Source organism: Streptomyces sp. NPDC058685 (assembly GCF_042714725.1).
Taxonomy (GTDB): domain Bacteria; phylum Actinomycetota; class Actinomycetes; order Streptomycetales; family Streptomycetaceae; genus Streptomyces.
Genome location: NZ_JBHXSL010000001.1, coordinates 66,001 through 81,044, shown reverse-complemented (window position 1 = coordinate 81,044; position 15,044 = coordinate 66,001). Strand labels below are relative to the sequence as shown.

Annotated in this window: 17 protein-coding genes and 4 tRNA genes; 7 read left to right on the top strand and 14 right to left on the bottom strand. The window is 70.2% G+C overall.

Annotated features, from left to right (window positions below; all coding sequences use genetic code 11):
• Window positions 1–61 precede the first annotated feature (61 nt).
• From rplK to ACFWU3_RS00390, 4 genes are all read right to left on the bottom strand, one after another.
• Window positions 62–496 (bottom strand): 50S ribosomal protein L11, encoded by a 435-nt coding sequence (gene rplK / locus ACFWU3_RS00405; RefSeq protein WP_123188882.1) that lies wholly within the window; start codon window positions 494–496, stop codon window positions 62–64.
• A gap of 163 nt (window positions 497–659) precedes the next feature.
• Window positions 660–1,559, bottom strand: coding sequence for a transcription termination/antitermination protein NusG (gene nusG, locus ACFWU3_RS00400; RefSeq protein WP_384428983.1), 900 nt, complete (start codon window positions 1,557–1,559; stop codon window positions 660–662).
• 76 nt (window positions 1,560–1,635) lie between these two features.
• Window positions 1,636–1,917 (bottom strand): preprotein translocase subunit SecE, encoded by a 282-nt coding sequence (gene secE, locus ACFWU3_RS00395; RefSeq protein WP_313944702.1) that lies wholly within the window; start codon window positions 1,915–1,917, stop codon window positions 1,636–1,638.
• A gap of 107 nt (window positions 1,918–2,024) precedes the next feature.
• Window positions 2,025–2,097: transfer RNA gene (locus tag ACFWU3_RS00390), tRNA-Trp, on the bottom strand.
• A gap of 169 nt (window positions 2,098–2,266) precedes the next feature.
• Between ACFWU3_RS00390 and ACFWU3_RS00385 the strand changes: the two genes are divergently transcribed.
• Window positions 2,267–3,493 (top strand): pyridoxal phosphate-dependent aminotransferase, encoded by a 1,227-nt coding sequence (locus tag ACFWU3_RS00385; protein WP_327681310.1) that lies wholly within the window; start codon window positions 2,267–2,269, stop codon window positions 3,491–3,493.
• A 119-nt stretch (window positions 3,494–3,612) separates the two neighbouring features.
• Complete coding sequence (locus tag ACFWU3_RS00380) at window positions 3,613–4,674, top strand: adenosine deaminase (protein ID WP_384428979.1); 1,062 nt, start codon at window positions 3,613–3,615, stop codon at window positions 4,672–4,674.
• Window positions 4,675–4,853: 179 nt separating this feature from the next.
• Here the strand turns inward: ACFWU3_RS00380 and ACFWU3_RS00375 are convergent, their stop codons facing one another.
• The 8 genes from ACFWU3_RS00375 to ACFWU3_RS00340 all read right to left on the bottom strand — a co-directional run bounded on the left by ACFWU3_RS00375 (window position 4,854) and on the right by ACFWU3_RS00340 (window position 9,711).
• A complete protein-coding gene (locus ACFWU3_RS00375) occupies window positions 4,854–5,954 on the bottom strand; it encodes a UDP-N-acetylmuramate dehydrogenase (protein ID WP_384428976.1) in 1,101 nt (366 codons plus the stop codon).
• A gap of 135 nt (window positions 5,955–6,089) precedes the next feature.
• Entirely contained in the window at window positions 6,090–7,529 is a 1,440-nt protein-coding gene (locus tag ACFWU3_RS00370; protein ID WP_384428973.1) for an MFS transporter, read from the bottom strand.
• Between the two features lie 76 nt (window positions 7,530–7,605).
• Window positions 7,606–8,163, bottom strand: a complete 558-nt coding sequence (locus tag ACFWU3_RS00365; RefSeq protein ID WP_384428970.1) for a TetR/AcrR family transcriptional regulator — start codon at window positions 8,161–8,163, stop codon at window positions 7,606–7,608.
• Between the two features lie 137 nt (window positions 8,164–8,300).
• Complete coding sequence (locus tag ACFWU3_RS00360) at window positions 8,301–8,729, bottom strand: MaoC family dehydratase (protein ID WP_340474744.1); 429 nt, start codon at window positions 8,727–8,729, stop codon at window positions 8,301–8,303.
• On the bottom strand, window positions 8,729–9,181 hold the full coding sequence (locus ACFWU3_RS00355; RefSeq protein WP_313944709.1) for a MaoC family dehydratase N-terminal domain-containing protein: 453 nt from the start codon (window positions 9,179–9,181) through the stop codon (window positions 8,729–8,731). The genes ACFWU3_RS00360 and ACFWU3_RS00355 overlap by 1 nt, the downstream gene beginning before the upstream one ends.
• A gap of 84 nt (window positions 9,182–9,265) precedes the next feature.
• Window positions 9,266–9,430, bottom strand: coding sequence for a 50S ribosomal protein L33 (gene rpmG / locus ACFWU3_RS00350; protein ID WP_003956487.1), 165 nt, complete (start codon window positions 9,428–9,430; stop codon window positions 9,266–9,268).
• Between the two features lie 89 nt (window positions 9,431–9,519).
• Window positions 9,520–9,592, bottom strand: a tRNA-Met gene (locus ACFWU3_RS00345).
• Window positions 9,593–9,638: 46 nt separating this feature from the next.
• A tRNA-Thr gene (locus ACFWU3_RS00340) sits at window positions 9,639–9,711 on the bottom strand.
• A 274-nt stretch (window positions 9,712–9,985) separates the two neighbouring features.
• On the opposite strand from ACFWU3_RS00340, the gene ACFWU3_RS00335 reads away from it, so the two are divergent.
• From ACFWU3_RS00335 to ACFWU3_RS00320, 4 genes are all read left to right on the top strand, one after another.
• The gene (locus tag ACFWU3_RS00335) at window positions 9,986–11,218 is read left to right on the top strand and encodes an amidohydrolase family protein (protein WP_384428966.1); all 1,233 of its coding nucleotides are present in this window, start codon (window positions 9,986–9,988) and stop codon (window positions 11,216–11,218) included.
• A 255-nt stretch (window positions 11,219–11,473) separates the two neighbouring features.
• A complete protein-coding gene (locus ACFWU3_RS00330) occupies window positions 11,474–12,130 on the top strand; it encodes an SDR family oxidoreductase (protein WP_384428963.1) in 657 nt (218 codons plus the stop codon).
• An 89-nt stretch (window positions 12,131–12,219) separates the two neighbouring features.
• Window positions 12,220–12,717: a GyrI-like domain-containing protein gene (locus ACFWU3_RS00325; protein ID WP_384428960.1), complete on the top strand. Its 498-nt coding sequence runs from the start codon at window positions 12,220–12,222 to the stop codon at window positions 12,715–12,717.
• Window positions 12,718–12,794: 77 nt separating this feature from the next.
• Window positions 12,795–13,361 carry a GNAT family N-acetyltransferase gene (locus ACFWU3_RS00320; RefSeq protein WP_384428957.1) on the top strand — a complete coding sequence of 189 codons (567 nt, stop codon included), beginning with the start codon at window positions 12,795–12,797 and terminating at the stop codon, window positions 13,359–13,361.
• A gap of 71 nt (window positions 13,362–13,432) precedes the next feature.
• On the opposite strand, the gene ACFWU3_RS00315 is transcribed toward ACFWU3_RS00320, so the two are convergent.
• Both ACFWU3_RS00315 and ACFWU3_RS00310 read right to left on the bottom strand, forming a co-directional pair.
• Window positions 13,433–13,900 carry an SRPBCC family protein gene (locus ACFWU3_RS00315; protein WP_384428954.1) on the bottom strand — a complete coding sequence of 156 codons (468 nt, stop codon included), beginning with the start codon at window positions 13,898–13,900 and terminating at the stop codon, window positions 13,433–13,435.
• Between the two features lie 225 nt (window positions 13,901–14,125).
• Window positions 14,126–14,207, bottom strand: a tRNA-Tyr gene (locus ACFWU3_RS00310).
• Window positions 14,208–14,400: 193 nt separating this feature from the next.
• Between ACFWU3_RS00310 and ACFWU3_RS00305 the strand changes: the two genes are divergently transcribed.
• A complete protein-coding gene (locus ACFWU3_RS00305) occupies window positions 14,401–14,889 on the top strand; it encodes a YajQ family cyclic di-GMP-binding protein (RefSeq protein ID WP_313944715.1) in 489 nt (162 codons plus the stop codon).
• The last annotated feature ends 155 nt before the right edge of the window (window positions 14,890–15,044 follow it).

Below are 15,044 nucleotides of genomic sequence, written 5' to 3'. Positions count from 1 at the left end.
AGGCGTGGAGTCGTGGTTCGGACCAGCGCTTGGCCCTACCACTGAGGTCGTACGGGGGCTGTCAGCCCTCGACCGTGATGCCCATGGAACGGGCGGTGCCGGCGATGATCTTCTCGGCGGCGTCAAGGTCGTTGGCGTTCAGGTCGGGCATCTTCGTCGTGGCGATGTCACGGACCTGGTCGCGCGTCAGCTTGGCGACCTTCGTCTTGTGCGGCTCGCCAGAGCCCTTGTCCACACCCGCGGCCTTGAGGATCAGCTTGGCGGCCGGCGGAGTCTTGGTGATGAAGGTGAAGGAACGGTCCTCGTAGACCGTGATCTCCACCGGCACGACCATGCCACGCTGCGACTCGGTCGCGGCGTTGTAGGCCTTGCAGAACTCCATGATGTTGACGCCGTGCTGACCCAGTGCGGGGCCGACCGGCGGAGCCGGGTTGGCCGCGCCGGCCTGGATCTGGAGCTTGATAAGCCCCGTGACCTTCTTCTTCTTGGGAGGCATTGCTCTCTCCGGGTCCTAGTGAGAGTTTCCAGCGCTCCAGCCGATCATCCGGATGGAGGCATACCGCACAACGATAACGGGTATGACTGTGCGGCCAAAAACCGAGCAGGTCAGAGCGGCTGCGAGAGCCGTTCTGACCTGTTCGGAGGCGTGTGTTCCAGAATCAGTTCTTCTGGATCTGGTCGAAGCTCAGCTCGACCGGGGTCTCGCGGCCGAAGATCTCGACGAGACCCTTGACCTTCTTCGAGTCCGGGTTGATCTCGTTGATCGTCGCCTGGAGCGTCGCGAACGGACCGTCGGTGACGGTGACCGAGTCGCCGACCTCGAAGTCCAGCACCTGGACCTCGACCTTGCGGGCCGGAGCCGGCTTGCCCTCGGCCTCCGCGGCCTCGCGGGCGGCCTTCTCCTCGGCCTCGGGGGCGAGCATCTTGACGATCTCGTCCAGCGTCAGCGGGTACGGGTCGTAGGCGTTGCCCACGAAGCCGGTGACACCCGGGGTGTTGCGGACGACGCCCCAGGACTCGTTCGTCAGGTCCATGCGGACGAGCACATAGCCGGGCAGCTTGTTCTGCCGGACGTTCTTGCGCTCGCCGTTCTTGATCTGGACGATCTCTTCCTCGGGCACTTCGGCCTGGTAGATGAAGTCCTCGACGTTCAGCGAGACGGCACGCTGCTCCAGGTTCGCCTTCACGCGCTTCTCGTAGCCCGCGTAGGTGTGGATGACGTACCACTCGCCGGGCAGACCGCGCAGTTCGTCGCGGAGCGCGGCGACCGGGTCGGCCGGAGCCTCCTCGACGAGGGGCTCCTCGTCGGCGGCAGCGTCCTCGGCGGACTCGTCCTCGGCGGCGTCAGTGTCCTCGTCGGACTCGTCCTCGTCGACCTCTGCCTCGGCGGCAGCGTCGTCGTCGGCCTGGACCGCTTCTTCCTCGGCCGGCTCGTCCGCGGCGGCGTCAGCAAGTTCCGCCTGGTCCTCGTCGGCCGCCTCGACGATGTCGAGCTCGTCCTCAGGGGACTCGAGGCTGTCGCTCGGCTCAACGGCGTCGTTCACGTTCGGGTCAGACACGGTGGCTGCTTCTTCCTGACTACAGACGGGGTGGAACATGCGAAAGGGGCGCCGCTACCGGCGCCCTTCGCGGGCATCAGCCGAAGACGTACTTGACGGCTTCCTGGAACCCATAGTCAATCACGGTCACCAGACCAATCATGACGACTACGAAGACAATCACCACTGTGGTGTACGTCGTCAGCTGGTTCCGAGTCGGCCAGACGACCTTGCGAAGCTCGGCGACGATCTGCCGGTAGAAGAGCGCGAGGCGGCCCAGAGGGCCCTTCTTCCCGCGCTTTCCGCCCTTGCGGGACTTCTTCGAGGGCGCCTCGTCCTCGGCATCAGGCGTGTCGATGGAGCCCACGGCGTCCGTCACGTTCTTTCACCTGATTCCGGGTCGTGGCCGTGCCGCGCCCGGTGGAGCCGCACGGCGGTTCATTGAATAACGTACATGCGCACACAACCTGGCGAAGGTGTGTGTAGCAGGGCCGGAGGGACTTGAACCCCCAACCGCTGGTTTTGGAGACCAGTGCTCTACCAATTGAGCTACGACCCTTTGTGGTTTCCCCAACCTACCGCATCCGCAGACGTGGTCGGTGAGGGCCAACGACGAGTGAGTGTACGTGGTCAGGGGCCCCGCGTCGAACAGATAGCTCCGAAGCGGTTCCTGTCCGCTACGCGAAACACGTGTGCCGGGCGCGTTTGCCGTCTGGGACGATGGCCGTATGAGCGCTGCAACCCCTCCGACCGAGCGCCGGGTCTCCGCCCGCATCGGTGCGATCTCCGAGTCCGCCACCCTCGCCGTCGACGCCAAGGCCAAGGCCCTCAAGGCCGCCGGGCGTCCGGTGATCGGCTTCGGCGCGGGTGAGCCCGACTTCCCCACGCCCGACTACATCGTCGAGGCTGCGATCGAGGCCTGCCGCAACCCGAAGTACCACCGCTACACGCCCGCCGGCGGTCTGCCCGAGCTGAAGAAGGCCATCGCCGACAAGACGCTGCGGGATTCCGGTTACGCCGTGGACCCCGCGCAGATCCTGGTGACCAACGGCGGCAAGCAGGCGATCTACGAGGCGTTCGCGGCGATCCTGGACCCGGGTGACGAGGTCATCGTGCCCGCTCCGTACTGGACGACCTACCCCGAGTCCATCCGGCTCGCGGGCGGCGTCCCGGTCGAGGTGGTGGCCGACGAGACGACCGGTTACCGGGTCTCCGTCGAGCAGCTGGAGGCCGCGCGCACCGAGCGCACGAAGGTCGTCCTGTTCGTCTCCCCCTCCAACCCGACCGGCGCCGTCTACAGCCGCGAGGACTCCGAGGCCATCGGCCGCTGGGCCGTCGAGCACGGCCTGTGGGTGATGACGGACGAGATCTACGAGCACCTGGTGTACGGCGACGCCACCTTCTCCTCGCTGCCGGCGCTCGTTCCCGAGCTGCGCGACAAGTGCATCGTCGTCAACGGTGTGGCGAAGACCTACGCCATGACCGGCTGGCGTGTGGGGTGGATCATCGGTCCGAAGGACGTGGTCAAGGCCGCGACCAACCTCCAGTCGCACGCGACGTCCAACGTGTCCAACGTCGCCCAGATCGCGGCGCTGGCCGCGGTGTCCGGCAGCCTGGACGCGGTGGCCGAGATGCGCACCGCCTTCGACCGCCGGCGGCAGACGATCGTGCGGATGCTCAACGAGATCGACGGCGTGGTCTGCCCGGAGCCGGAGGGCGCGTTCTACGTGTACCCGTCGGTGAAGGGGCTGCTGGGCAAGGAGATCCGCGGACAGCGCCCGAAGTCGTCGGTGGAGCTGGCGGCGCTGATCCTGGACGAGGCCGAGGTCGCGGTCGTCCCGGGCGAGGCCTTCGGTACGCCGGGCTACCTGCGGCTTTCCTACGCGCTGGGCGACGAGGACCTGGTGGAGGGCGTCTCCCGCCTCCAGAAGCTCCTCGCGGAAGCGCGCGACTGACGTTCGCTGTCACGAGAAGCGGGTCCGGGCTGCTGCCCGGGCCCGCTTCTTCGTTCGGGCAAGGCCACGATCAGGGAAAGGGGCTGCCCGGACACGGCGAGGTGCGGCAAGATCCTGGAATGCTGGACTTTTCCGAGGGACACTCCCCGAACCCCCCTCCCGTACGAGATGTGAGCCTGCTGCCCAAGGCGCATCTGCACCTGCACTTCACCGGGTCGATGCGGCCCGGCACCCTGCTCGAACTGGCCGACAAGTACGGCGTGCACCTGCCGGACGCACTGACCGGCGGCGAGCCGCCCAAGCTGCGGGCCACCGACGAGCGCGGGTGGTTCCGCTTCCAGCGGCTCTACGACATGGCGCGGTCCTGTCTGCGCTCCCCCGAGGACATCCAGAGACTGGTGCGCGAGGCCGCCGAGGAGGACGTCCGCGACGGCTCCGGCTGGCTGGAGATCCAGGTCGACCCCACCTCGTACGCGCCGATGCTGGGCGGACTGATCCCGGCGCTGGAGATCATCCTGGACGCGGTGGACAGCGCGGCGCGGGAGACCGGTCTGGGGATGCGCGTGCTGGTGGCCGCCAACCGTATGAAGCACCCGCTGGACGCGCGGACGCTCGCCCGGCTGGCCGTGCGGTACGCCGACCGCGGGGTGGTGGGTTTCGGGCTCTCCAACGACGAACGCCGGGGCATGGCACGGGACTTCGACCGCGCCTTCGCGATCGCCCGGGAGGGTGGACTGCTGGCGGCGCCGCACGGCGGCGAGCTGTCGGGCCCGGCATCCGTACGCGACTGTCTGGACGACCTGGACGCCTCCCGCGTCGGCCACGGGGTCCGGGCGGCGGAGGATCCCCGGCTGCTGCGCAAGCTCGCCGAGCGCGGGATCACCTGCGAGGTGTGCCCGTCCTCCAACGTGGCGCTGGGGGTGTACGAGAAGCCCTCGGACGTGCCGCTGCGGACGCTGTACGACGCGGGCGTCCCGATGGCGCTGGGCGCCGACGACCCGCTGCTCTTCGGCTCCCGCCTGGCCGCTCAGTACGAACTGGCCCGCAGGCACCACGGCTTCACCGACGAGGAGCTGGCGGAACTGGCCCGCCAGTCGGTGCGCGGCTCCGCGGCCCCGGCCGAGACCAAGCAGAAGCTGCTGGCGGGGGTCGACGACTGGCTGGCCGCCCCGGGGGCCTGAAGTCGGCCTCCCGCGGCGGCACTTGGACGCGCGCGGCGGGTGGAGGCGGGCGGCCTCCGACGCTCAGAGGCTGAGGCCCACCGTCACCGGCGTCAGGGGCGGGCGCCGCCCCTCACCGGCGTCAGGGGCGGGCGCCGCCCCTCACCGGCGTCAGGGGCGGGGGCTGACCGTCACCGGCGTCAGAGGCTGACGCCGACCGTCACCGGCTCGTTGACCAGCGTCACCCCGAAGGCCTCACGGACGCCGGCCACGACCTCGCGGGCGAGAGCCAGCAGGTCCTCCGTGGTGGCCTCGCCGCGGTTGGTGAGCGCGAGGGTGTGCTTCGTGGAGATGCGGGCGGGACCCGTGCCGTAGCCCTTGGTGAAGCCGGCCTTGTCGATCAGCCAGGCGGCCGATGTCTTCGTGCGGCCGTCGCCGGCCGGATAGGCGGGCGGGGCGGTCTCGTCGCCGAGGCGCTCGCGGACGCGGTCGAGGAAGGCCGCGTACTGGTCGGCCTCCAGGATCGGGTTGGTGAAGAAGGACCCGGCCGACCAGGTGTCGTGGTCCTCGGGGTCCAGGACCATGCCCTTGCCCGCGCGCAGGCCCAGGACGGCCCGGCGGACCTCACCGAGCTCCTTGCGGTCACCGGGCTCCACACCGAGCACGCGGGCGGTCTCCGCGTACTTCAGGGGCGCGCTCAGACCTCCCGCCTCCTCCAGCTCGAAGCGGACGCGCAGCACGACGTAGCGCTCGGGGTGCTCCTTGAACCGGCTGTGGCGGTAGGAGAAGGCGCACTCGGCGTTGGAGAGGGTGACCGTCTCGCCGCTGCCGCGGTCGTAGGCGACCACCTCGGTGATGGTCGAGGAGACCTCCTGGCCGTACGCGCCGACGTTCTGGATCGGGGTCGCGCCGGCCGAGCCGGGGATGCCGGCCAGGCACTCGACGCCCGCGAGTCCCGCCTCGACGGTACGGGCGACGGCATCGGTCCAGACCTCACCCGCGGCGAGCTCCAGCTGTGTGCCCTCCAGCCGGAAGCCCTCGGTCGCGATGCGCAGGGCCGTGCCCTCGAAGCCCTTGTCGCCGATGACGAGATTGCTGCCGCCGCCGATGATCAGCAGCGGGGTGCCCGCCGTGTCCGCCGCGCGTACGGCGGCGATCACCTCGTCGTCGGTCGTGGCCGTGACGAGCCGGGTCGTGGGGCCGCCGAGCCGGAAGGTGGTCAGGGGGGCGAGGGGAGCGTCGTGGAGTTCCTGCACGGGGACAAGGGTACGGTCCGTGGCCGCGCCGCTCGGCGGGGCCACGGACCGGGGGTGCGTACGGCCGGGGTCGGGGTCAGATGCCTGCGACCGGCGCCGCGGGTCACGGCCACGGCCCGGCCCGGGTGCACAGGCCGAAGGGCGGGCACGCCGCGGCCGGGTCGGTGCGCCCGGCGCCGGTCATGCCACGGCCGGCTCCCGCTCCTTGAGATCCTGCGCCGTCTCCCCCACGGACCCGCCCGTGCGGCCGCGGCCCGGGATCATCAGCGCGGTCACCGCGGCGAGCGCGACGGCCGCGGCTCCGATCCACAGCGCCGGGACGGTGCCGTCGCTGAACGCCTCGGGGGTCTCGTACCCGCCCTGGGCGGCGAAGACCGCACCCAGCACCGCGACACCGAGCGCCCCGCCGACCTCGCGCAGGGCGTTGTTGGCGCCGGATGCGATGCCCTGCTCGCCCGGCCTGACGCTGGACATGACCACGCTGGCGGCGGGGGCGAAGTACATCGCCATGCCGATGCCGCTGAGGATCAGGCCGGGAAGCTGGGCCGCGTACGACACCCCCGGCTCCAGGACCATGGCGAACAGGCCGAGGCCGACCGCCTGGAGCGCCAGACCCGTGGCGACGACGGGCCGCCCGCCGACCCGGTCGGAGAGGTACCCGGCGATGGGCGCGACGATCAGCGGCATTCCGGTCCACGGGAGCATCCGCAGCCCGGCCTCGGTGGGCGAGTAGCCGACCACGCCCTGAAGGAACTGACTGAGCAGGAATATCGATCCGAACATGCCGAGGAACATCAGCAGGGAGGCGATGTTGATCCCGAAGAAGGCACGGTCGCGGAAGAGACGCATGGGGAGCATGGGGTTCTTGGCGACGATGCCGTGGCGTATGAACGCCAGGATCAGCAGCGTGCCCACGATGAGTCCGGTCAGGATCGGGAAGCTGCTCCAGCCGTCCGCCTGTCCGTTGACGAGCGCGTAGACGATGCCGAACAGGCCGCCGCTGACGAGAAGCGTGCCGGGGATGTCGAGCCGGGCGTTCGGCGCGTACGACTCGGCGAGGCGCAGCCGGGCGAGCGGCAGCAGGGCGATCCCGATCGGCACGTTCAGCCAGAAGATCCACTGCCAGGAGATGTGTTCGGTGAGACTGCCGCCGATGAGCGGCCCGCTGGCGACGGCGAGACCGGTCACCGCGCCGAATATGCCGAGCGCGGCTCCGCGTCGCGCGGCCGGGACGGCGGCCGTGAGCAGCGTGAGGGTGAGCGGCATCATGATGGCCGCGCCCACGCCCTGGACGGCCCGGGCGGCGATGAGGGAGTCGATGCCGGGCGCGAGCGCCGCCGCGGCCGAGGCCCCGGTGAAGATCGCGAGGCCGGCCATGAACAGCCGGCGGCGGCCGAATCGGTCGCCGAGCGCGGCTCCGAGCATGAGCAGGACGGCGAAGGTGAGGGTGTAGGCGCTCACCGTCCACTCGAGGTCCTCCAGCGCCCCGCCGAGATCCTCGCGGATGGACGGCAGAGCGGTGGTGACGACGAGATTGTCGAGTGCCGCCATGAAGCCGGCGACGCTGGTGATGACGAGCGCCCAGACGGCGGAACCGCCCCGGGCGGACTGCTGGTCCATAACTCCCCCAGTAGATTAGTTATTGATTACTAACTTTTATGGACAGACGTCACCCCGGCACAGGGCGGGGCGTCCGTCACCGACGCACGGCGTCCAGCTCGGCCATGTTGAATCCGGACCACACCCGGTGATCCCGGGGAAAGCCCAACGCCACCAGCACGTTGATCAGCATGCCGCAGCCCGCGAACTCGGCCGTGTCCCGGGCCTCCCCCAACGCGACCTGTGCCTGGTCCCAGATCTCCGCCCAGGCGGCCCGGATCGCGTCCCCGAACTCGTGATCGCCCGCGGCTTCGGCCGAGGCCACCGCGACATAGGTCTGCATCTGCATCAGCAGCTGCTCCCGGTCGTCGATCAGCCCCATGTACGCGGCGGCCATCGCCTCCTTGGGCGTGACGTCCGACCGCACCTCCAGAGCATCGGCCAGCGCCCTGGGCGTCTCTTCGAGGCAGCGCTGCGCGGCGGCGAGGAAGAGCTCTCTCTTGTTCTTGAAGAGGCGGAAGAGATACGGCTGCGAGACGCCGACCCGCTTGGCGATCGCCTCGGTGGAGGTGCCGTGGTAGCCCCCCAGCGCGAACTCCGAGATCGCCGCACGGATGACGCTCTCACGTCGCTCTTCTGCGCTCATCCTGACCATGTGAACAAAGTTAGTGACCAATCACTAGCTTGGCAAGCCGTGAGGGACATCACGTACGAAAACGCGGAGCGTGACATACGGAAGGGGCGCCCGCGACCACGGGCGCCCCTGCGTATGCCTCTGCTGCGTACCGGAGATCAGGCCAGCTGAACGACGGCGCGGGACATGCTCAGCACCTTCTCGCCCTCGCTCATGGCGACCAGGTCCACCCGCACCCGCTTGTCGTCGAGCAGCGCCGAGACCTTGCCGCTGACCTCGATCAGCGCGCCCTTCTCGTCGTTCGGCACGACGACGGGCCGGGTGAAGCGGACTCCGTACTCGACGACCGCGCCCGGGTCGCCGACCCAGTCCGTCACCACGCGGACCGCCTCGGCCATGGTGAACATGCCGTGCGCGATCACGTCGGGCAGTCCGACCTCGGTCGCGAACTTCTCGTTCCAGTGGATCGGGTTGAAGTCCCCCGAGGCGCCCGCGTACTGCACCAACGTCGCCCGCGTCACCGGGAAGCTCTGGGCCGGCAGTTCGGTGCCGACCTCGACGTCCGCGTAAGAGATCTTCGCCGTCATCACGCCTCCTCGGCGGCGCGCGCCACCAGCTTCGTCCACGCGGTCACCACGTGCTCGCCGGTCTCGTCGTGCACCTCGCCGCGGACTTCCACGACGTCGTTGCCCGCAAGGGACTTGATGCTCTCGATGGTGGACACGACGGTCAGGCGGTCGCCCGCCCGCACCGGCCGGGTGTACGCGAACCGCTGGTCGCGGTGCACCACACGGGAGTAGTCCAGGCCCAGCTGCGGATCGGCGACGACGTCCTCCGCGGCCCGGAAGGTGATCGCGAAGGCGAACGTCGGCGGGGCGATCACATCGGCGTGCCCGAGCGCCTTCGCGGCCTCCGGGTCGGTGTACGCGGCGTTGGCGTCACCCACCGCCTCGGCGAACTCGCGGATCTTTTCCCGGCCGACCTCATAGGGCGAGGTGGGCGGATAGGACCGCCCCACGAAGGACTGGTCGAGCGCCATGGACTGGCTCCCTCCTGACAGATTGACCATACAAACGACACGAGGCCGCCCCCGAGTGGGGACGGCCTCGTATACGAGCCTGATTCAGCGCGTTTCGCGGTGCGCCGTGTGCGAGTTGCAGCGCGGGCAGTGCTTCTTCATCTCAAGACGGTCCGGGTTGTTACGCCGGTTCTTCTTGGTGATGTAGTTCCGCTCCTTGCACTCCACGCAGGCCAGCGTGATCTTCGGGCGGACGTCGGTGGCAGCCACGTGAGTGCTCCTTGGACGGACTATTGGACGGATGAACGCATAAAAGAGTAGCCGATCGAAGGACCGACCCCGCAATCGGCTACTGTGTGTAGCGGTGACCGGACTTGAACCGGTGACACAGCGATTATGAGCCGCTTGCTCTACCGACTGAGCTACACCGCTGCGATACCGGATCCCCTCGCCCGAAGGCGAGGATCACCGACATCAGAGCCCCAATACGGAATCGAACCGTAGACCTTCTCCTTACCATGGAGACGCTCTACCGACTGAGCTATTGGGGCGAGCGATGAAGACATTACACGGTCTCTCGCCGTTCGCCCAAATCCGTTTCGTGGCCCCCTGTCCGGCCTCCGACCCGCCGCGCGGACGGCTCTGAGCGGGCGTGACGCACGGACCTCGCCCCGCCCGTCCCGTACGCCACACGAGGCCACTCCAGTACGACTATTGCGCTCCTCCTCGAAGCGCGGTCGGTGCGCCCCTAGGCTCGAGCACACGCTGCGTGATCATGCCTCTCCGTCCCGCGGCCCGAGCCCCACCGCCCCACTCAGGAGCGCGATGCCCGACAGCCAGCCGCAGCCCTTCGACGGCGCCACCGCTGACACCACCGCGCTGCTGCTCTGCGGCGCCCGGCTGGCCGACGGCCGCATCGTCGACGTACGGCTCAGCGGCGGGCTCATCGAGGCGGTCGGCACGGCGGGCAGCCTCACCCCGCACTCCTCCCGCGTCGATCTCCGCGGCTATCTCCTGCTGCCCGCACCGGCCGAGGCACACGGTCACGGCGACACCGCCCTCACCGCGGACTGCCCCGGCCCCGTCTCGTACGAGACCGAGGATGTCCAGCGGCGCGCCACCGAGGCCGCGTTGCTCCAGCTCGGGCACGGGGCGACGGCGCTGCGCTCGCATGTGCGCATCGGGGACGTGCAGGGACTCGGTCCGCTGGAGGCGGTGCTCCAGGCGCGGCGTTCGCTGCGCGGGCTCGCCGATCTGACGGCCGTCGCCGTCCCCCGGCTGCTCACCGGCACGGCGGGCGCGGACGGGCTGGCGATGCTGCGGGACGCGGTGAAGATGGGCGCCGGCGTGGTGGGCGGCTGCCCGGACGCCGACCCCGACCCGAGCGGATACGTGGAAGCCGTCCTGGAGGTCGCCTCCGAACACGGCTGCCCGGTCGATCTGCACACCCACGGCGACGACCCCGCCCGGCTGGCCCGGCTGGCGGCGATGGCGGGCGGGCTGCGGCCCGGTGTGGTCATCGGGCCGTGCGCGGGCCTCGCCCGGCTGCCGCGCGACATCGCGTCCCGGACCGCCGACCAGCTCGCGGCCGCCGGCGTGACCGTCGTCTGTCTGCCGCAAGGCGGCTGCGCCGCCGTGGAACAGCGCGGCAACGCGCCGGTCCGGCTGCTCCGCGCCGCCGGCGTCCGGGTGGCGGCCGGCGGCGGGACACTGCGGGACGTGTCGAACCCGGTGGGCCGCGGCGATCCGCTCGAACCCGCCTATCTGCTGGCCTCTCAGGGCGGAATGCGCCCGCGGGAGGCGTACGGGGCGGTGTCGGCGGACGCGCGCGCGGCGATGGGCCTGCCGGAGGTACGGGTGGAGGCCGGCTTCCCCGCGGAACTGCTCGCGGTACGGGGCGAACGGCTCTCGGGCGTGCTGTCACTCGCCTACAGCCGGATCGTCATCCACCGGGGGCGGGTGGTCGCGCGGACGAGCGCGGTACGGGAGTACTGCGACTCGGCGGCGGCGGTCGCACTCGAACTGCCCCGGCAGGGACGGTCGGACACCTGCCCGTGAACGGGGAGGGCGTGCGCCCTTCTTGGTGCGGGGTGGCCGCGTGCGGGTGCGGGCTTGGGTGCGGGGCGGGCGCGTGAGGTGCGGGCTTGGGTGCGGGGCGGGCGCGTGAGGTGCGGGCGCGTTGGCCGTGCCCTGCCGGTGCCTGTTGCGTGCGGGCCGACCGCGTGCGAACGGCGGCTGCCCGTGTGAGCCGACCGCGCCCGGCCCGTGTCTGTCCGTGCGCGCGTGGGGCGCATCGGACGTACCGTCGTACTCATGCGCATTGTCATCGCAGGAGGACACGGTCAGATCGCCCTGCGCCTGGAGCGGCTGCTCTCGGCGCGCGACCACGAGCCGGTGGGCCTCATCCGCAAACCGGAATACGCCGACGACCTGCGGGACGCGGGAGCCGAACCGGTCCTGCTGGACCTGGAGTCGGCCTCCGTCGACGAGGTGGCCGAGGTCCTGCAGGGCGCGGACGGCGCGGTCTTCGCGGCGGGCGCCGGGCCGGGCAGCAGCGTGGACCGCAAGTACACGGTGGACCGGGACGGGGCGGTACTGCTCGCGGACGCGGCGGAACGCGCGGGCGCACGGCGGTTCGTCGTGGTGTCGTCGATGGGTGCGGACCCTCAGCACACGGGTGACGACGTCTTCGACCACTACCTGCGGGCGAAGGGCGAGGCGGACGCGTACGTCAGCTCCCGCACCGGCCTGGACTGGACGGTCCTGCGGCCGGGTGCGCTGACGAACGACGCCGGAGCGGGCCTGGTCCAGCTGGCGCCGTCCACTGGCCGCGGCCCGATTCCGCGGGACGATGTGGCGGCTGTGCTCGCGGAGTTGCTGGAGACCCCGGGCACGGCCGGGCTGACGCTGGAGCTGATCAGCGGCGCGGTGCCGGTGATCGACGCGGTGAAGGCGGTCGCGCGCGGCTGAGCGTCAAGCGGTCCCCCGGCCAGGACCGCGTCGGGCGGGGCCGATGAATCGGCCTCCTGTGGACAGTCGTTGATGTCATGAGGAAAGACATGCCTGAAATTCATCCCGCGGTTGTCGAGCTCGAGGAACAGCCGTACGTGTTCATCCGCGGTTCCGTGCGGATGGACTCCTTCGCCGCGATCGCCGATCGGCTGGGCGAGCTGATCGCCTGGCTGACCGGCCAGGGCGTCGAGTTCGCCGGTGCCCCCTTCTTCCGCTTCAACAGCATCGACATGGAAGGGGAGTCGGAGGTCGAGGCCGGTCTGCCCGTCGACTCCCTGCCGGAGCCCGAGGGCGACATCAGGGTCGGGATGCTGCCGGCCGGGCGCTACGCGACCGTCACCCATGTCGGCCACCCGGACCAGCTGTTCGACGTCATCACGGCGCTGCGCGAGTGGGCCACGCAGGAGGGCCTCGTGTGGGACATGAGGGAGGTCGGCGGCTCCGAGCTGTGGGGCTGCCGGCTGGAGTCGTATCTGACGGACCCGCGCGTCGAGCCGGACATGAACAAGTGGGAGATGGAGCTGGCCTTCCGGCTGGCCGACTGAGGCGGCCTGCCCGGCCCTCGCCGCCACCGGTCCGAAATCCGGTGGCGGGCCCGCCGGCCGCTCGTGAGGATGCGGCCATGCGCATCTTCCTGGAGACCGAGCGGCTCGCCCTGCGTGCGTTCACCGAGGCCGACGAGGACCGGCTGCTGGAACTGGACAACGATCCCGCCGTGATGCGCTTCATCAACGGGGGCCGTCCGACGAGCCGCGAGGCGATCCGGGAACAGACGCTGCCCCGGCTGCTCCACGCATACCCGTGCTTCGGCACCCGCGGCTACTGGGCGGCGGAGGAGAAGGCCACGGGGACCTTCCTGGGCTGGTTCGCCTTCCGTCCGCTGTTCGACGACAGCCCTGCCGTCGTCGAACTCGGCTACCGCCTGAACCCATCGGCCTGGGGCACCGGCTACGCCACGGAGGGATCGCTCGCCCTGATCCGGAAGGGGTTCACGGACCTCGGCGTGGAGCGGGTGACCGCGAACACCATGACCGTCAACACACGGTCCCGCCGGGTGATGGAGAAGGCCGGCCTGTCGTACGTCCGCAGCTTCACCGAGGACTGGCCGGACGTGATCGAGGGCTCGGAGCACGGCGACGTCGAGTACGAACTGACCCGCGCGGAATGGGAGCGGCAGGCGCTCCGGTAGGGCTGTCCGCCGGCCTTGACGGACGGTGCCGGCCGGGCATCGCGCTCGCTGTCACCCGTCTCCGGGGACCTTCAGCCGAGGGCTTCGACGTACGAGGCGAGGTTGGCCAGCGAGGAGGCGATCCCGGCCTCGTGATCCGCCTGATCGATGCCGGGCGGCACGTCCGTGGCGGTGACGGTCACCTCGGTCCCGTCGCCGGCGGCAGTGAGATACCAGGTCATCGTCATGGTGCCCGCGTACGCCGGGTCGTCGGCCTCGAACACCGCCGTCTGCACCACACGCTCGGACGGCACCAGCTCGGCGAACCCGACATCGACGACATCCGTCGCGTCCGAGGTCTTGCCGGGGCTGTCGGCGGCGTCGAGGTACGTGAGGACCATCCGGAACCCGCCGCCGGGCCGGGGATCCCATCGCTCGATCCGCCCGCGCATACCGTCCGGCGGCAGCCAGGCTTCGAGGGACGTCCGGTCGAGGAGGGCGCCGTAGACGGTCGCCGGTGGGGCCGCGATCACGCGGCTGCCACGGTCGGTCCGGCTCATGACCCGATCCTAGGAGGAAGGAGAGCCGGGCGGGGTCCGTCGCCTTCGAACGGCCCGGCGAAGAGGGCACGGCACCGGTGCAGTTCGGGCCGGTGGATCGCGGCCACGGCGCGTCGACGGCCACGGCGGGCGAGCGCGATCGGGCCGGGCGGGACGGTCGCGCCGCGGGTATACGACGATGGCCCCTGGCCTGCGTTTCCGCAGATCAGGGGCCATCACTTCGCGTGGCGGCGCCAGGATTCGAACCTGGGTAGGCTAAGCCGACGGATTTACAGTCCGCTCCCATTGGCCACTCGGGCACACCGCCATGGGATGTCGCCTCTGGAGGTCCGCTTGTCGGCGGTGCTCCGTGGCAACGACGTAAACGATACCTGATGCCCGGGGGTGCTCCGCCACCGGATTGATCAGCGCTCGGGGCGGGTGCGGGTGGCTAGGCTTGCCCGTGCGGTTCGGGGATTCCGGCCGCTCCTCCACGCACCCGATACAAGGAGCCACAGGACATGGCCGACTCCAGTTTCGACATCGTCTCGAAGGTCGAGCGGCAGGAGGTCGACAACGCCCTCAACCAGGCCGCCAAGGAGATCTCTCAGCGCTACGACTTCAAGAACGTCGGGGCTTCGATCGCCTGGTCCGGCGAAAAGATCCTCATGCAGGCGAACTCCGAGGAGCGGGTCACGGCCATCCTCGACGTCTTCCAGTCCAAGCTGGTCAAGCGCGGTATCTCGCTGAAGGCTCTGGACGCGGGCGAGCCGCAGCTGTCCGGCAAGGAGTACAAGATCTTCGCCTCCATCGAGGAGGGCATCTCCCAGGAGAACGCCAAGAAGGTCGCCAAGATCATCCGTGACGAGGGCCCCAAGGGCGTCAAGGCTCAGGTCCAGGGCGAGGAGCTCCGGGTCAGCTCCAAGAGCCGGGACGACCTGCAGGCCGTGCAGGCACTGCTGAAGGGGCAGGACTTCGACTTCGCCCTTCAGTTCGTGAACTACCGCTGACCACGGGTGCTCGCCGGGCGGACCGGGGGCGGAGCGGCCGGGCCGCTCCTCCCCCGCCTCGTCCGGGCGGGCGAGGCGGGACCGGGACGCCGGTGGCAGGCGGCTCGGGACCGGTGGGCGGTGCCTGGCGCGATGTCCGAATCCCGCCAGCTTCG